Origin of the sequence: Pseudomonas phytophila, from assembly GCF_025643095.1 — a bacterium.
In the GTDB taxonomy this organism is placed as follows: Bacteria; Pseudomonadota; Gammaproteobacteria; order Pseudomonadales; family Pseudomonadaceae; genus Aquipseudomonas; species Aquipseudomonas quasicaspiana.
This window is the reverse complement of record NZ_CP081201.1, coordinates 2,369,517-2,386,670: the sequence shown is the minus strand read 5'-3', so window position 1 is coordinate 2,386,670 and position 17,154 is coordinate 2,369,517. Positions and strand designations below refer to the sequence as shown.

At 57.9% G+C, this 17,154-nt stretch carries 14 protein-coding genes; 10 read left to right on the top strand and 4 right to left on the bottom strand.

The genetic code is table 11. The annotated features are described in order from the left end of the window. Nucleotides 1-193: 193 nt before the first annotated feature. Both K3169_RS10725 and K3169_RS10720 read right to left on the bottom strand, forming a co-directional pair. Entirely contained in the window at nucleotides 194-3,319 is a 3,126-nt protein-coding gene (locus tag K3169_RS10725; RefSeq protein WP_263271391.1) for an efflux RND transporter permease subunit, read from the bottom strand. Continuing rightward, on the bottom strand, nucleotides 3,319-4,482 hold the full coding sequence (locus tag K3169_RS10720) for an efflux RND transporter periplasmic adaptor subunit (protein WP_231666613.1): 1,164 nt from the start codon (nucleotides 4,480-4,482) through the stop codon (nucleotides 3,319-3,321). Before K3169_RS10720 ends, K3169_RS10725 begins: the two co-directional genes overlap by 1 nt. A 150-nt stretch (nucleotides 4,483-4,632) precedes the next feature. Here K3169_RS10720 and K3169_RS10715 point away from each other — a divergent pair, with 150 nt between their 5' ends. Both K3169_RS10715 and K3169_RS10710 read left to right on the top strand, forming a co-directional pair. Then, on the top strand, nucleotides 4,633-5,337 hold the full coding sequence (locus K3169_RS10715; RefSeq protein ID WP_231666614.1) for a response regulator: 705 nt from the start codon (nucleotides 4,633-4,635) through the stop codon (nucleotides 5,335-5,337). Nucleotides 5,338-5,387: 50 nt separating this feature from the next. Then, nucleotides 5,388-6,698: an ATP-binding protein gene (locus K3169_RS10710; RefSeq protein WP_231666615.1), complete on the top strand. Its 1,311-nt coding sequence runs from the start codon at nucleotides 5,388-5,390 to the stop codon at nucleotides 6,696-6,698. Between the two features lie 36 nt (nucleotides 6,699-6,734). Here the strand turns inward: K3169_RS10710 and yfcF are convergent, their stop codons facing one another. After that, nucleotides 6,735-7,361 (bottom strand): glutathione transferase, encoded by a 627-nt coding sequence (yfcF, locus tag K3169_RS10705; RefSeq protein WP_263271389.1) that lies wholly within the window; start codon nucleotides 7,359-7,361, stop codon nucleotides 6,735-6,737. Between the two features lie 172 nt (nucleotides 7,362-7,533). On the opposite strand from yfcF, the gene K3169_RS10700 reads away from it, so the two are divergent. Continuing rightward, nucleotides 7,534-8,103: an RNA 2'-phosphotransferase gene (locus K3169_RS10700; RefSeq protein WP_263271388.1), complete on the top strand. Its 570-nt coding sequence runs from the start codon at nucleotides 7,534-7,536 to the stop codon at nucleotides 8,101-8,103. A 222-nt stretch (nucleotides 8,104-8,325) separates the two neighbouring features. On the opposite strand, the gene K3169_RS10695 is transcribed toward K3169_RS10700, so the two are convergent. Further along, the gene (locus tag K3169_RS10695; protein WP_263271387.1) at nucleotides 8,326-9,270 is read right to left on the bottom strand and encodes a LysR family transcriptional regulator; all 945 of its coding nucleotides are present in this window, start codon (nucleotides 9,268-9,270) and stop codon (nucleotides 8,326-8,328) included. 274 nt (nucleotides 9,271-9,544) lie between these two features. On the opposite strand from K3169_RS10695, the gene K3169_RS10690 reads away from it, so the two are divergent. The 7 genes from K3169_RS10690 (at nucleotide 9,545) to K3169_RS10660 (ending at nucleotide 17,099) form a co-directional block, all read left to right on the top strand. Beyond that, nucleotides 9,545-10,843, top strand: coding sequence for an MFS transporter (locus tag K3169_RS10690; protein ID WP_027899278.1), 1,299 nt, complete (start codon nucleotides 9,545-9,547; stop codon nucleotides 10,841-10,843). A gap of 17 nt (nucleotides 10,844-10,860) precedes the next feature. Further along, nucleotides 10,861-12,045, top strand: coding sequence for an L-rhamnonate dehydratase (gene rhmD / locus K3169_RS10685; RefSeq protein ID WP_263271384.1), 1,185 nt, complete (start codon nucleotides 10,861-10,863; stop codon nucleotides 12,043-12,045). A 42-nt stretch (nucleotides 12,046-12,087) separates the two neighbouring features. Continuing rightward, nucleotides 12,088-12,888 (top strand): HpcH/HpaI aldolase family protein, encoded by an 801-nt coding sequence (locus K3169_RS10680; RefSeq protein ID WP_263271382.1) that lies wholly within the window; start codon nucleotides 12,088-12,090, stop codon nucleotides 12,886-12,888. Nucleotides 12,889-12,905: 17 nt separating this feature from the next. Then, nucleotides 12,906-14,339: an aldehyde dehydrogenase gene (gene aldA / locus K3169_RS10675; RefSeq protein ID WP_263271381.1), complete on the top strand. Its 1,434-nt coding sequence runs from the start codon at nucleotides 12,906-12,908 to the stop codon at nucleotides 14,337-14,339. 167 nt (nucleotides 14,340-14,506) lie between these two features. Continuing rightward, on the top strand, nucleotides 14,507-15,088 hold the full coding sequence (locus K3169_RS10670; protein ID WP_099269774.1) for a TetR/AcrR family transcriptional regulator: 582 nt from the start codon (nucleotides 14,507-14,509) through the stop codon (nucleotides 15,086-15,088). 73 nt (nucleotides 15,089-15,161) lie between these two features. Further along, the gene (locus K3169_RS10665; RefSeq protein ID WP_255876725.1) at nucleotides 15,162-16,265 is read left to right on the top strand and encodes an alkene reductase; all 1,104 of its coding nucleotides are present in this window, start codon (nucleotides 15,162-15,164) and stop codon (nucleotides 16,263-16,265) included. A 90-nt stretch (nucleotides 16,266-16,355) separates the two neighbouring features. Next, the gene (locus K3169_RS10660) at nucleotides 16,356-17,099 is read left to right on the top strand and encodes an SDR family oxidoreductase (RefSeq protein WP_263271378.1); all 744 of its coding nucleotides are present in this window, start codon (nucleotides 16,356-16,358) and stop codon (nucleotides 17,097-17,099) included. Nucleotides 17,100-17,154 lie beyond the last annotated feature (55 nt).

Below are 17,154 nucleotides of genomic sequence, written 5' to 3'. Positions count from 1 at the left end.
GACACCGGGCGCCCTCTCACCAAAAAAACTATCTGATTTGGAATACTTTTCTGTAGGAGCGCGCTTGCCCGCGATGCAGTCTTTCAGTCAATAAATATATCGACTGTGCTGATGCTATCGCGGGCAAGCGCGCTCCTACAGGTCCCCGTTTGCTGCGCGGTTTCAGGGACCGGCAACGGCGAGCAGCGACAACTTAATCACGCGTCATGCCCTCGTCGACTTTCGCCTTCGGCCTGACCTTTTCCACCATCCCCATGACCAGCACAAAGAACACCGGGACAAAAACCACTGCCAGGGTTGCCGTCAACATGCCACCGATCACTCCGGTGCCAATGGCCTGCTGGCTGGCCGAACTCGCACCTGAAGCAAAGACCAATGGCACCACGCCGAGTATGAAGGCCAGCGAGGTCATGATGATCGGTCGTAGCCGCAGGCGCGCAGCCTGAATGCTCGCCTCGACCCGGCCCATGCCCTGATCATGCAGGCTTTTGGCAAACTCGATGATCAGGATGGCGTTCTTCGCCGACAGACCAATAATGGTGATCAGCCCCACTTTGAAAAACACATCGTTAGGCATGCCACGCAATGTCACCGCCAGCACCGCACCGATGATCCCCAGCGGTACGACCAACAGCACCGCAGCCGGGATCGCCCAGCTTTCATAGAGCGCTGCCAGACACAGAAACACCACCAGCATCGACAGGCCGAGCAACAGCGGAGCCTGACCACCCGAGATACGCTCCTGCAACGACAAGCCGGTCCATTGCAGAGCAAAACCGGATGGCAGCCCCGAAGCCAGACGCTCCATTTCTTCCATGGCTTCACCGGTGCTATGACCCGGCGACGGTTCGCCGGACAGGCTCACCGAGGGATAACCGTTGTAGCGATTGAGCTGCGCCGGTCCCTTGCTCCAGTTGACCTTGGCGAAGGCTGACACCGGGACCATACGACCCTGACTGTTTTTGACTTCCAGCTTCAGCAGGTCATCCACCTGCTGCCTGCGATCACCTTCACTTTGCACAATCACTTGCTGCATACGCCCCTGATTCGGAAAGTCATTCACGTAAGCAGAACCCAACGACGTCGACAGCACGTTGGCGATGTCGGCAAAGGAAATGCCCATGGCATTGGCTTGCTGACGGTCCACCTCTATGTTGACCTGAGGAGTTTCCGCCAACGAGGCTTCACGCACGTTCTGCAGAATCGGACTTTTACTGATCCTGCCCAGCAGATCGTCACGCGCCTGCCGCAATGCGTCGTAGCCCTGCGAGCCGCGATCCTGCAAGCGCACTTCAAAACCACCTGACGTGCCCAGACCTTCTACCGGCGGCGGAAGCAAACTGAATACCATGGCGTCTTTGAGGCCAAAAAACACGGCGCTGGCACGATCGGCGATGGATTGCGCAGAATCCTGTGCTGTCCGTTCCGACCAATCCTTCAAGGTGGTAAACGCCAGCGCTGCGTTCTGCCCGCTCCCGGAAAAGCTGAAGCCGAGAATCATCACCGTATTGGCGATGCCGGGCTCCTGCGCGTTATGCGCTTCGATCTGTTTGGCGATTTCGATGGTACGGTTCTGGCTGGCGCCCGGCGGCAGCTGAATATCCGTGATGGTGTAGCCCTGATCCTCAACCGGCAGGAACGAGGATGGAAGACGGGTGAACAGCACGCCCATGACGCCAACCAAGCCCACGAACACGAGCATGTAACGGCCCAACTGGCGCACGGCCTTGCTCACCCAGCTTTCATAACCGTCGCTGAGACGATCAAAACGTCGGTTGAACCAGCCAAAAAAGCCTTTCTTCTCGTGATGTGAATCAGCAGGAATAGGCTTGAGTAATGTCGCGCACAACGCCGGTGTCAGGCTAAGGGCCAGGAACGCCGAGAACACAATGGCGACGGCCATGGAGATTGAGAACTGTTGATAGATCACGCCGACCGAGCCGGGCATGAAGGCCATGGGAATAAACACCGCGGTCAGCACCAGTGTGATGCCGATGATCGCGCTGCTGATTTCGGTCATGGCCTTGCGGGTAGCATCTTTGGGCGACAAGCCTTCTTGCACCATCAGCCGCTCGACGTTCTCCACCACCACAATCGCATCATCCACCAGAATGCCGATGGCCAACACCATGCCGAACAGCGTCAGTACGTTGATGGAAAAACCGACCACATACATCACGGCAAATGTGCCCATCAACGCCACGGGCACCACAAGGGCCGGAATCAGCGTATAGCGAATGTTCTGCAGGAACAGAAACATCACGATGAACACCAGCACCATGGCCTCCACCAGGGTGTAGATGACTTTGGTGATCGATACTTTGACGAAGGGCGATGTGTCGTAAGGAATGTCGTATTTCACCCCGGCCGGGAAGTACCGCGACAGCTCATCCAGTTTCTCCCGGACCTGGGTCGCAGTACTCATGGCGTTGCCCGCAGGGGCCAATTGCACCCCCACTGCGACTGATGCCTTACCGTCGAGGCGGGTCGCGAAGTTGTAATTCTGGCCACCGACTTCAACCCGCGCCACGTCGCCGACCGTTACGTTGGAGCCGTTGGGGTTGGCTTTGAGCACAATCGAAGCGAACTCCTGCGGCGAACTCAGTTGCCCTTTAACCATGACCGTCGCCGTCAGCTCCTGATCGGATGACGACGGCAAGTCGCCGATGCTCCCCGCTGAGACCTGTACGTTCTGCTCGGATATAGCGAGGCTGACATCAGCCGGTGTCAGGTTGAACGCCACGAGCTTCTGCGGATCGATCCAGATCCGCATCGCGCGCTCGGAGCCAAACAATTGCGCCTTGCCCACACCATCAAGACGCTTGAGTTCGTTGACCACATTACGGGTCAGATAGTCACTCAGGGCAATTTCATCCAGACGCCCGTCCATGGAGGTCAGCGTCGCGATCATCAGAAAGCCCGCTGACGTTTCCTCGATCTGCAAGCCTTGCTGAGTGACGGCACGAGGCAGGCGAGGTTCAACCACTTTCAACCGGTTCTGCACATCGACCTTGGCAAGCTCTGGATCAGTGCCCGGCTGGAAGGTCACGGTCATTGTGGCCGTGTTCTGGCTGCTGCTGGAACTGAAATAGAGCAGGTGATTAACACCGTTCAGTTCCTGCTCGATCAGGCTGACCACACTTTCATCGATGGTCTGGGCGGACGCGCCGGGATACGTGGCCGTCAGTTCTATTTGCGGCGGCGCGACGCTGGGGTATTGAGCGACGGGCAGGTTAGGTATCGCCAACAGACCCGCGAGGACAATGAACAACGCGATGACCCAGGCAAATACCGGCCGATCAATAAAAAACTGCGGCATTATTTGTGCTCCTGAGCGGAGGCTGGCGCACCCTGTTCTTCAGCGGTCACTGCCGCTCCGGGCTGAACATGCTGCAAGCCCGACACCACCACCCGGTCTCCCGCACTGAGGCCGGCTTTCACGATCCAGCGGTTGTTTTGCACATCACCCAGTTCGACGGCGCGTTCCTGAGCTTTGCCTTCCGCGTCGACTACCAGGACCAATGCTTTGCCGGCCGCGTCGCGCTGCACTGCGCGCTGGGCAACAGTAATACCCTGCTCAACGCGGGCCTGATCCAGCTTTACCCGGATGAAACTGCCCGGCAACAGCTCGCTTTGCGGGTTGGGAAACTCGCTACGCAGCACGATCTGGCCGGTACTTTGATCAACGGTCAGGTCGGAGAACAGCAACTTGCCTTTTATGGGGTAAGGGCTGCCATCCTCCTGGATCAGCGTCGCAGTGATCTGGCCCTGTTCCAGTTGCTGCAACTGGCCCTGGCGCAACGAACTGCGCAGCTCGCTGATCTGGCGGGTGGACTGATTGATGTCGGCATAAATGGGCTGCAATTGCTGAATGGTTGCCAGCGGGGTCGCATCGCCCTGCCCCACCAGCGCGCCTTCTGTGACCAGTGCCTTGCTGATACGCCCGGATATCGGCGCGGTAACGGTTGCATAGCCCAGGCTCAAGCGTGAACGTTTAAGCGCCGCCCGGCTTGAAGCCACGTCCGCATCGGCCTGCAGAAAGCTGGCCCGGGCGTTTTCCGACTCCTGACGGCTCACGGCGTTGATCTTCACCAACTCGGCGTAACGCTCTGCCTGCAAGCGGGTTTGATACTGGTTGGCCTCTGCCTTGCGAAGAGCCGCCTCAGCGCTGTCGACATCCGCCTGAAACGGCGCAGGATCAATGCGAAACAGGACATCGCCCTGTTTGACGTCAGTGCCCTCGCGATAAACCCGATGCAGCACGATACCCGCGACTCGCGCACGAACCTCGGCGGTGCGCGGCGAAACCAGACGTCCATTCAACTCTGTTGTGATGGTCAGGGGCTGAGTCTTGACGGTCTCGACGCTGACTTGCGGCGGTGGCATTTGCTGCTGGGCCGGTGGCTCACCACAGCCGGTCAGCGCAACAAGACCGGCACACAACAGCAAACGGCGTGGATCGAGACGAAAAAAAGACGGCATGATGGCGTTCCCCTGAAGATAACGCCATGCTAAAGACGCGCGCCAGGGCGCATGTAAACAAGTGTTGGGAAGATGTGAAGAAGTGTTAAGGCTTCGTACCAATACGGCATGCCGTGGTTATGCTGCTCACTTTGCGAAACGGCCCGAAGAATGACCAGGATAATGCTTGTCGAGGATGACGCGGCGCTGTCTGAGCTGATTGCCAGCTACCTGCAGCGCTTCGAATACAACGTGGAGGTGATCAACCGTGGCGACCGCGCGCTCGAAAGCATGCATCGGCTGAACCCGGACCTGGTCATTCTCGACCTGATGCTGCCTGGGCTGGACGGCTTGCATGTATGCAGGCAATTGCGCGACGAAAAACCCGGCTTGCCCATTCTCATGCTCACCGCCCGCGACAAAAGCGACGACCAGATACTGGGTCTGGAAACCGGTGCCGATGATTACGTTGCCAAGCCCTGTGAGCCGCGCGTGCTATTGGCAAGGATTCGCACGCTGTTGCGACGAAGCACAACGGCCGCCACACCTCGCGAAAACAATCAGCAAATCGTGCTCGGCCAGTTGCTAATCGACCAGACTGAGCGTCAGGTGCAATGGCGCAAGCAAGACGTGGAATTATCGTCAGGTGAATACAACTTGCTTCTGGTACTTGCTCGTCACGTGGGTGAAGTCCTGAGCCGGGATCAGTTGATCCAGCAACTGCGCGGCATCGAGTTCAACGGGGTCGACCGATCGGTGGATGTGGCCATTTCCAAACTGCGACGCAAATTCGAAGACGCTCCGGGCGAACCGCGCAAGATCAAAACAGTCTGGGGCAAAGGTTACTTGTTGAGCCGTTCCGAATGGGATGAGTAACCCGCTCACTGCCCTGTCCTTCTTCTGACCTTCACAGTTGATCAATCGCCATGTTCAAGATGCTCGCCCGGCTTTACCTGATCATGCTGGTGACGTACGGCGTAGCGCTGTATACCGTGCCAGAGCTGGTGCTAAAACTGTTCGATGAGCGCACCGTCACCTACAACCAGCAGCAGATCAAAGGCACGCTGCGGCTGATTCAGGTGCGTTTCATGCACACACCGCAAAACCAGTGGCCCGCGCTCGAACGCGAGCTGCATGAAGACTTTGCCCCCCTGCAGCTCAGGGTCATCCCGCTGACTGATGCGAGCCTGAACGACAGCGAGCGCGCCGACCTCGTGCAGGGCAAGAACGCCGTGCGCAGAGGCTATTACGGCGAATGGGGCACGGCCTTGACGCTGTTGCCCGGTGATAAGGTCATCAAGCTGGTATCTCCGGATCCCCCGGTCGATATCAACATCATCTACTGGCTGATGAATATTCTGGTGGGTGCGGCACTGCTGGGCTGCATGTTGATATGGGTGCGACCACACTGGCGCGACCTGCAACGTCTCAAGCGCACCGCGATGATGCTGGGCAAGGGTAACCTCGCCGAGCGCACGCAAATATCACCGCGCTCGAACATCGGCGACCTGGCCCAGGTGTTCGACAAAATGGCTCAGGACATCGAAGGCCTGCTCAATCAGCAGCAAGAGCTACTGAATGCCGTCTCCCATGAACTGCGCACGCCTTTATCGAGGCTGGAATTCGGCATGGCACTGGTCATGGCCGACCCACTGGAGCCGCCGACAAAGCTGCGGCTTGAACAAATGATCGGCCATGTACGGGAACTGGACTCGTTGATTGACGAGTTGCTCTCGTACACTCGCCTGCAATCGCCCTATCAACTTCCGGATCTGCAAGAGGTGCCCGTGCAGGCGTATCTGGACAGCGTTCTGGGCGGGTTTATCGACGAGCAGGAAAGCCGGAACTTCAGCCTGATTCTGCAATTCGAAACTACGCCCGAACGGTTCGTACTCGACCCTCGCCTTACCGCACGCGCGCTCCAGAACCTGATCAACAATGCAATTCGATACTGTGAAAAGCAGGTCAAAGTCAGTGCGCGCAGGCATCCTGAAAACGGCCTGATGTTCGGCGTCGAGGATGACGGTATAGGCATTCCTCCCAGCGAGCAGGAACGCATCTTCGAGCCGTTTTACCGAATGGACAGAAGCCGTGATCGCGACACGGGCGGGTTTGGGTTGGGGCTGGCAATCAGTCGACGCTCCATTGAATGCCAGGGCGGGAATATTACGGTGGGCTCGTCAACGCTGGGTGGCGCCAGGTTTGAGATATTTTTGCCGTTTGCCAAGGCCGGATGACCGCTATTGGCAATAGCGGACATCACAGGCACCCAGCTACAACGGCGGACGCTGCAAACCGACCCATTCCTGCACACTCGGCCGTTGCCATTGGCGCTGGGCATATTCCACCAGTGCGGGCGGCACTGAGTCGCCATTGAGTATCAGCCGATTCAGCATCACGGCCAGATCCACATCGGCGATTGACCACTCGCCAAACAAGTACTCTGGGCTGTCGGCAAGCAGTGCTTGTGCTGCGCTGAACAGCTTGCGTGTTGCGGACTCGGCCTCTGTCGATAACGGGCCGGCCTTGACGCCATAGAACACAACCAGCGTGGAGCGCTCCTGACGAATGGGTAGCAGGTCACTGCGAATCCATGCCTGAACCTGCCGCGCTTTTGCACGCTGCCTGGGATTTTTTGGATAAACCGGAGACTCGGGGAAAACCTCTTCCAGATACTCGGTAATCGCTGACGACTCGGACAGTGCAAAGTCGCCATGTATCAGCGTTGGTACCCGTTGCGTTAGCGAAAGGCTGGCGTAATCAGCTGACTGATTTTCAGACGCCTCGAGATCCACAGGAATCAGTTCGAATTCGATGCCCTTTTCGCGCAGTACCACGAAAGCCGACGTGGCGTAGGGGCTGGTCAATTGCGAGTCAACATACAAACGCAGGTTATTCAAGGGTTCATCTCCTTATGCAGAAGACGACACGCTACGAGGTTCATGGAGTTAAATAAAATTCATGATTTTCATGGGCGTATTCCAATGGGGAATAAAGACAGACGCGCTTGCCTGTTCCCGTTTCGCCAAGAACAATAACGCGCCTGAACACTCATGAATAAGGACATTTCCTTTGAACAGGAAACAACGAGATGACCTCAGCAAGTTCCTCAGCTATGTCCTGCGCCACGGCCCTGAATCCATTGGGTTAACACTGGATCGCGACGGCTGGGCAGACATTGGAAAGCTGATCGAAAACGCCGGACAGCACGGTCACACGCTTGATCACCCGATGCTGCTCGAGGTGGTGGATACCAATGAAAAGAAGCGTTTCACGGTCTCCGAAGACGGCCAGCGTATAAGAGCTGCGCAAGGTCACAGCACCGCACTTGTTCAGCTACAACTTGACGAAAAAGTGCCGCCCGCCGTGCTTTATCACGGCACCGCCGAGCGTTTCATGGCGTCCATCGAGGCGCAAGGACTGATCCCCGGCAGCAGACACCATGTTCATCTGTCGGAACATCAAGAGACCGCAGTCGAGGTAGGCAAGCGGTACGGAAAACCTGTACTGCTCACCGTAGACACTCAAGCCATGAGAAATGCAGGCATGCAGTTTTTTCAGGCTGACAATGGCGTGTGGTTGGTGGAGTGTGTGCCGGTTGAGTTTTTGAGCAGAACTTCGGTTGAGTGTTGGCTGCGGTGATTCAGGTCTATCGTCTCGCGAACAAGTTCGCTCCTACCGGTTTGCGCTGAGTCAGGTAGGAGGCAACTTGTTGGCGAGAAGGCTTGATGCGGTCAATCAGGTCTGTCGTCTCGCGAACAAGTTCGCTCCTACCGATTGGCGCCGCGTCAGGTAGGAGGCAACTTGTTGGCGAGAAGGCTTGATGCGGTCATTCAGGTAATGCGTTTCAAATTTACCGCCGCATCACGACGTCTCGCGAGCCCGTTTACGCAGCAAATCAATAAAGTGCTGAAGCTCGCGACTGACCGGTTCGCCTTTGCGGCGTAGCAAGCCGAACGGGGCCATCTGCGCGTCCAGCGTGACCGGCAGCGCTTTGACCAGGCCCATCTTCAGGTAGTCCCGCATGGCCGACTCGGAAAGCACCATCAGGGCATCAGTCAACTGCACCAATTGCTGCATGGAGTACACCGAGCTGCACTCGATGATATCGGCGGGTATCGGCAGTTCAAGCTTTTGCAACGCCTGCTCGATGGCGATGCGGGCCGGGCTGGTCTCGGGTTGCAAAATCCACGGCCAGTCCCTGACCAGCTCTGCCCATTGCAACTTGCGACGGCGAGCCAACGGATGGCCGCTGTGCACCACGGCAATCAGCCGCTCGTTGCCCAAAGGCTCGAACTCGTATTGCTCACGATCAGTGATGAGGTTGCGCCGCGTCACGGCGATGTCCACACGCCCCTGCTCCAGCAACTGCACCAACTGATCGCTGGTATCGCCCATGATCCGGATGCGCAGTTGCGGATTGAGCCCTTTGATCTCGGCGACGGCGTTCATCACCAGATCAGGCGCCGCACCCATAATCGTACCGATCGACAAATACCCATAACCACCCTGCTTGCGCACGGCAATATCGGCGGCGCAGCGATCCAGCCCACTCAGTGCCGCCTCGGCAAAGCGCAGCAGCTCACGCCCCAACGCGGTAGGACGCATGCCCCGTGGCAACCGCTCGAACAGCTCGCAGCCGAACATGTCTTCGATTTCCTGAAGCATCCGGGTCGCCGCAGGCTGAGACATGCTCATGCTCAATGATGCGCGGTGCAGATTGAGGCTGGAGCCGAGCACCACCAGCATCTGCAGATGCTTGTAACGCAGCCGGCCAAACAGCTGATGGGGAGACCGCTCGACACTCATACTGCCCTCTGCAATCGATAACTATAAGGTATCGACTATAAGCTTAATTCGATTAGTCACGCATCCCTGCCAGGCAGTAGAGTCCTCAGCACAAGAAAACAACAACCACCGAGGTGAATCCAATGAAACGCTCTGCCGCCCTCTTTTTGTCCCCCGCTTACAGCCGTCGCACTCCGCAAGCCAGCCCGTTATCTGCATCCTGTTGAGGCCCAACGCGCCCCTTCATCTGCTTTGAAAATTTACGCAGTCAAATAATTCCAAAAAGGAAACTGACGTGAACACTCTACCCGCGACTTTACTGCGCAAGGTCTCCTGGCGGCTGCTGCCGTTTCTGTTGCTGATGTACATCATGGCGTTCCTTGATCGTGCCAACGTTGGCTTTGCCAAACAGGCATTCCAGGCCGATACCGGCATCGGCGACGCTGCCTTCGCGTTCGGCGCTGGGGTTTTCTTCGCCGGTTACGCGTTGCTGGAGGTGCCCAGCAACCTGATCATGCACAAGATCGGCGCCCGCCTCTGGATGTGCCGGATCATGGTGACCTGGGGCCTTGTCTCCGCCGCCATGATGTTCGCCCACAACGAAACCACCTTCTACGTTCTGCGCTTTCTGCTGGGTGTGGCTGAGGCTGGTTTCTTTCCGGGCGTAATTCTGTACCTCACCTACTGGTTTCCCAGCGCTTCACGCGGCAAGGCCATGGGTTTCTTCTATTTCGGCGCGCCACTGGCCTTCATCTTCGGCAGCCCATTATCTGGCTTGTTGCTTGAACTGGACGGCTTCATGGGCACCCACGGCTGGCAGTGGCTGTTTGCAGTCGAAGGATTAATGGCGAGCGTGGTCGGTGTCTGGGCCTATTTCTATCTCGACAACCGCCCTGCCGACGCTAAATGGCTTACGCCAGAAGAGCGTCACCAGTTGCAAGCCGTGCTGGATGCCGAGGACAGCCAGAAACAAGCGCACGGCAGCTTGCTGAAAATCCTTTGCCAGCCTGCGGTTCTGTATCTGTGCCTGATTTATCTGCTGATCCAGGCCAGCGTGTATGGCGTGGTTTTCTATCTGCCCAGTCAGGTGGCTGGATTGCTGGGCACTAAAGTCGGCCTGATGGTCGGGCTGGTGAGCGCTGTACCGTGGTTATGCGCACTGTTGGCTGCCTGGAAGATTCCGGCAATCGCCGACCGCACCGGCCAGCGTCGCACCGTGGCCGCACTGACCCTGGTGGTCTCGGGACTGGGAATCGCCGCCTCGGTGACCTTCGCCAACCCGATGCTCGGCATTCTTGCGCTGTGCTTCGCTGCCTCGGGTTTTATTGCCGTGCAACCGGTGTTCTGGACATTCCCCGGTAGCTTCCTGGCTGGTGCTGCCGCAGCCGGTGCTATCGCGCTGATCAACTCTTTCGGAGCACTGGGCGGGTTCATTGCGCCGATTCTGAAGAACTGGGCAGAAGCCTCCTTTCATTCTCCGGCAGCCGGCTTGTACGTGCTGGCCGTCACGACACTCATTGCCGCAGCGCTGATCATGGGCATTCGCCCGCCAAGTCAGGCTGTCCCTCGCAAGCAACCGACTTTTCAAGTCTGACCAGGAGGAATTACATCATGGCCATTCCAACCATCAAACATGTTCGCGCCTTTGTCCTGCGCGGAGGTGGCGCCGACTATCACGATCAGGGCGACGGCCACTGGATCGACGATCACATCGCCACACCGATGAGCAAATACCCGGAGTACCGCCAGAGCCGTCGCAGCTTCGGTATCAACGTGCTCGGCACTCTCGTTGTCGAGGTCGAGGACTCGGAAGGCAATATCGGTTTTGCCGTCACCACCGGCGGCGAACCTGCGGCCTATATCGTAGAGAAACACCTGGCACGTTTTGTCAAAGGCGCGAAGGTCACCGATATCGAACGCATCTGGGATCAGATGTATTTCTCCTCCCAGTATTACGGGCGCAAGGGGCTGGTGATCAACACGATTTCCGGTATCGACCTGGCGCTTTGGGATTTGCTTGGCAAGGTCCGCAAAGAACCCGTGCACCAGTTACTGGGCGGTGCAGTCCGCGACGAACTGCAATTCTATGCCACCGGCGCCCGTCCGGACCTGGCGCAAAAAATGGGTTTCATCGGCGGCAAGCTGCCGCTGCACCACGGCCCGGCCGAGGGCGAAGAAGGCCTGCGCAAGAACCTGGAAGAGCTGGCGGTCATGCGCGAGCGTGTTGGCAAGGATTTCTGGCTGATGCTCGATTGCTGGATGAGCCTGGACCTCAACTACGCCACGCGTCTGGCCCAGGGTGCTCACGAGTTTGGTTTGAAGTGGATCGAAGAAGCGCTGTCGCCTGATGACTACTGGGGCTACGCCGCGCTTAAAAAAGCCGTTCCCACCGGCATGCTGGTCACCACCGGCGAGCATGAAGCAACACGCTGGGGGTTCCGGATGCTGCTGGAAATGGGCTGCTGCGACATCATCCAGCCGGACGTCGGCTGGTGTGGCGGGATCACCGAACTGATCAAGATCTCGGCGCTGGCCGACGCCCACAGCGCGATGGTTGTACCCCACGGATCTTCTGTTTACAGCTATCACTTTGTGGCCACGCGTACCAACAGCCCGTTCGCTGAATTCCTGATGATGGCGCCCAAGGCCGACGAAGTGGTGCCCATGTTCCATCCACAACTACTCGGTGAACCGGTCCCGGAAAACGGTCGCATGCGGATTTCGAAACTCGATCAGCCGGGCTTTGGCGTGACGCTGAACCCTGAGTGCCAGCTGCATCGCCCCTACCAGCACTGATTGCGCAATTTGATGCTCGAGCTCGACTCGACAGGAGTCCTTATGAAAATGCCACGTAACGCCTTCAAGGCCGCCTTGGCCAAAGGCGAGCCGCAATACGGTATCTGGGCTGGCTTTGCCACGGGATACGGCGCTGAAATCACCGCCAGCTTTGGCTACGACTGGATGCTCATTGATGGCGAGCACGCGCCCAATACCGTGCCTTCGATCCTTGCCCAGTTACAGGCAGTAGCGCCCTACTCCACCGCGCCGATCGTGCGCGCCGTGAGTCACGACCCGGTGCTGATCAAGCAGTTGCTGGATATCGGCACCCAGACCCTGATGATTCCCATGGTCGAGACAGCTGCGCAGGCTCGCGCGCTGGTACAGGCCACCCGCTATCCGCCACACGGTATTCGTGGCGTCGGCGGCGGTCTGACCCGCGCCACTCGCTGGGACGGCGTGCCCGACTACATCAATACGGCCCATGAAGAGCTTTGCCTGATTGTGCAGGTCGAGTCTCGCGCTGGCGTCGATAACGTCGCTGAAATCGCTGCGGTGGAAGGCGTGGATGCGGTATTCATCGGCCCGGCTGACCTCTCCACCGGGCTCGGTCATATCGGCAACCCGTCTCACCCTGAAGTGCAGGAAAAAATCCGCCATGCGATTGATGCCACCCTCGCGGCTGGCAAGGTCAGCGGAATTCTGGCCCCGGCTGAAGAGGATGCGCGCCGCTATCAAAGCTGGGGCTGTCAGTTCATCGCAGTGGCCATCGACATTAGCCTGATGCGCCAGGCGGCACTCAACAACCTCGCGCTTTATCGTGACGCCACCGAACAACGCCCGGCCTCACGCACCTATTGACTGGAAGGAACCCGACCATGTCTTCAGTACCGGTTTATAAAAACTATATCAACGGCGAATTCGTCCCCAGCGCCGAACACTTTGACGTGCTCAACCCGGCGACCGGCGCAGTGCTCGCCAGAGTCCCTGCATCGGATGCCGACCAAGTGGATCGCGCGCTGTCAGCAGCTCGCTCGGCCCAGTCGGCATGGGCAAAACGTCCGGCCAACGAACGTGCAGGTTATCTGCGCAAGATCGCCAGCAAGCTGCGTGAAAACGTCGCCCACCTGGCCCGCACCATCACCCTGGAGCAAGGCAAGATCTACGGGTTGGCCGAAGTAGAGGTCAACTTCACCGCGGACTACCTCGACTATATGGCCGAGTGGGCGCGGCGCATTGAAGGTGAAATCATTACCAGTGATCGTCCGGGCGAGAACATCTTCATGTTTCGCAAACCGCTGGGTGTGGTGGCGGGCATCCTGCCGTGGAACTTCCCGTTTTTCCTGATCGCTCGCAAGATGGCTCCGGCGCTGGTTACGGGTAATACCATCGTCATCAAGCCCAGCGAAGAAACACCCAATAACTGTTTCGAGTTTGCCCGTCTTGTCGCTGAAACTGATCTTCCTGCGGGCGTGTTCAACGTGGTTTGCGGAGATGGCCGGGTCGGTGCAGCCCTGACCTCACATCAGCAAGTGGACATGATCAGCTTCACCGGAAGCGTCGAAACCGGTGCACGAATCATGAGCGCGGCAGCGCCCAACATCACCAAACTCAACCTTGAGCTGGGCGGTAAAGCCCCTGCCATCGTGCTCGCCGATGCGGACCTGGAACTTGCCGTCAAAGCCATTCGCGACTCGCGGATCATCAACACCGGACAAGTGTGCAACTGCGCTGAACGGGTGTACGTCGAGCGTGGCGTCGCCGATGAATTCATCGACAGGATCAGCGCTGCCATGGCCGCGACCCGCTACGGTGATCCACTGGCCGACAGCACGGTAGAAATGGGCCCGCTGATCAACCGCCAAGGGCTGGAAAGCGTTGCCGCCAAAGTCAAAAAAGCCCAGGCACAAGGCGCCAACCTGATCACCGGCGGCAACATCGCCGACCTCGGCCAGGGTTTCCACTTCCAGCCAACAGTGCTGACGGGTTGCAGCGCTGACATGGAGATCATGCGCAAAGAAATATTCGGCCCGGTACTGCCCATCCAGATTGTCGATGACCTTGATGAAGCTATCGCTTTGGCGAACGACTGCGAATACGGCCTGACGTCTTCGCTGTATACCAAGGATCTGAGCAAGGCGATGTACGCTATTCGCGAAATCGACTTTGGCGAGACGTACATCAACCGCGAGAATTTTGAAGCCATGCAGGGTTTCCACGCCGGAGTCAGAAAGTCCGGTGTGGGCGGCGCGGACGGCAAGCATGGGTTGTATGAGTACACCCACACGCATGTTGTCTATCTCCAGGCTTAAGGGCCCTTAGCGGACTCGCTCACAAGGCTGATCAAGCCCTCTGTTTTGCTCACCACACCTGAACGCACCGATGGTTCTCCTCGTCAGCGGTGCGTTTATTGTCCCAACAAATGAAATCGAATAGCTTGTAGACGACTGGTCAGTTTTAATTTAGGATCGCCGTCATTATGAAGAAACCTAACCACGACATGCGACAGCACATCCTTGATGTGGCTCGCTCGCTCATGACGAACAAGGGCTACACCGCTGTAGGTCTCGCCGAAGTGGTGAGCGCTGCGGGCGTGCCAAAAGGTTCGTTTTACTACTATTTCAAATCCAAGGAAGAATTCGGTGAAGCGCTGCTTGAAGAGTACTTTTCTGAATATCTGGGCCGCGTCGATGCGCTGATGGCGCTTCCGGGCAACGGAGCAGAACGACTGTGGGCTTACTTCAATTACTGGAAGGAAACCCAGGGCACCGACCTCCCCGACGGTAAGTGCCTGGTCGTCAAGCTTGGTCCTGAGGTGTGCGACCTTTCTGACGGCATGCGTAAGGTCCTTGAGCGAGGTACGGCAAAGATCATTCAGCGCATCACCACGTGCGTTGATCTGGGTATCGCCGATGACAGCCTGCATCCTGGAGAAGACAGCCGCGCGTTTGCCGAGGGCCTTTACCAGCTCTGGCTCGGGGCTTCGCTGTTAGTGAAAGTAAACAAGTCTACAGACTCCTTCGACACCGCTCTGAACATGAGCAAGCGCCTACTGAGGTAGTGCGCTTTTTTTTAGCGCACTTTAGTAGACGACCGGTCAGTTATGTCCATCAACCTTGCAGGTAAATCAATCAATGAACGACATCAGCACGACCACCGATCTTTTCTCGCCGGTTAGTATGGGCTCCATCGAGCTGGCCAACCGTATCGTCATGGCCCCCGTCACACGTAGCCGGTATGGCGAAGACGGCGTTCCCGGTGATCTACACGCCACTTATTATGCACAACGCGCCAGCGCAGGCCTGATCGTCGCCGAGGCCACTAACATTTCCGCCCAGGGCCGAGGCTATGCCGCAACACCCGGCATCTGGAACGAGGCACAAGTCGCCGGCTGGCGCAAAGTGACAGACGCAGTACACGCAGCGGGCGGCAAGATCGTCAGCCAGCTGTGGCATGTCGGTCGGTTCTCCAGCGTCGACCTGCAACCCGACGGTCAGGCACCGGTCGCGCCCTCCGCGATCAAAGCGGAAGGCAACACCTACACCGCCAATGGTTTTGTCCCGGTGTCTACACCCCGCGCACTGGAGACCGACGAGATCCCCGGCATCATCGAGCAGTACATACGGGCTGCCGAAAACGCCAAACGTGCCGGTTTTGATGGCGTCGAAGTCCACTCAGCCAACAGCTATTTGCTGGACCAGTTTCTGCGCGACTCTACTAATCAACGCACGGATCAGTACGGCGGCTCGATTGAAAACCGCGCCCGCCTGACGCTGGAAGTCACCCAGGCCATCGTCGATATCTGGGGCAATGATCGCGTGGGTATTCGTCTATCGCCGGTCACGCCGGATGCTGGCAACACCCCTCCGGACAGCAATGTCATGGGCCTGCATGGTTACCTGATCCAGCAACTCAACGCATTCAATCTGGCGTATCTGCATTTCGTCGAAGGCGCCACGGCCACGTCACGTGAAGTTCCTGAAGGCGTCGATATGGACGCACTGAGCGCGCAGTTCAACGGCACCTTCATCGGCAACAACAACTACGACCTGGACATGGCAATCGAGCGCCGGGCGCAAGGCAAGATCGACGCAGTGGCGTTCGGACGCCTGTTTATCTCAAACCCGGATCTGGTCAAGCGCCTGCGCTACGGTGCCGAACTGACCATCGCCCCCCGCGAGTCGTACTACGGCGGTGGTGCCAAGGGCTATACCGACTGGCCTCTGGGTAGCTATTGAATTCGCTGAACAACTACTGATTCGCTGAACGCCGCACGTCGTTATCAATGATTACGGCGCTGGATGACTGCGACTTGAAAAAGGTGAGATATGAATTACCTGAGCAACAAAACAGCCATTGTCACAGGCGCCTCCTCCGGGATTGGTGCCGCCACTGCCAGAGCCCTTGCGAAAGAAGGCGTAAAGGTTGTGGCCGCCGCACTTGATGAACAGGGCCTGAGCGCTTTGGTCACCGAACTACGCGCTGCCGGTTACGAAGCAACGAGCTGCATCACTGACGTAACCAGCCTTGATGACACTCTCGCCCTCGCTCGATTTGCAATAGACACCTACGGCTCGGTGGACATCCTGATCAATAACGCAGGCTTGATGCTCTTTTCCAGCTGGGTCGACGTGGCCGTTCAGGACTGGAACGCGATGATCGACGTAAACATCAAGGGCTACCTGAATTCAATCGCTGCGGTGCTGCCGTTCATGGTCGAGCAGCAGTCGGGCCAGATTCTGAACATGGACTCCGTTGCAGGCCATCAGGTTGGCCCTTCGGCAGGCGTGTACAGCGCCACCAAGTTTTTCGTGCAGGCCATGACAGAGTCGATGCGCAAAGAGCTGGGCGTATACCACGGCATCCGCGTCAACACGGTAAGCCCCGGCGTAATCAATACCGGCTGGGCCGACAAGGTCACAGACCCGGCAGGCCGAAAAGCCGCCAAAGCACTCAATGAAATCGCCATCGCGCCCGAGGACATCAGCCGCGCCGTGATCTACGCACTCAACCAGCCCGCAAATGTCACCGTCAACGATCTGATCATCTCCCCTACCCGTCAGGACTGGTGATCACTCCAATCACCCTCGACCAGGTGCGATTAATTTAATCAACAACAGGAAGACA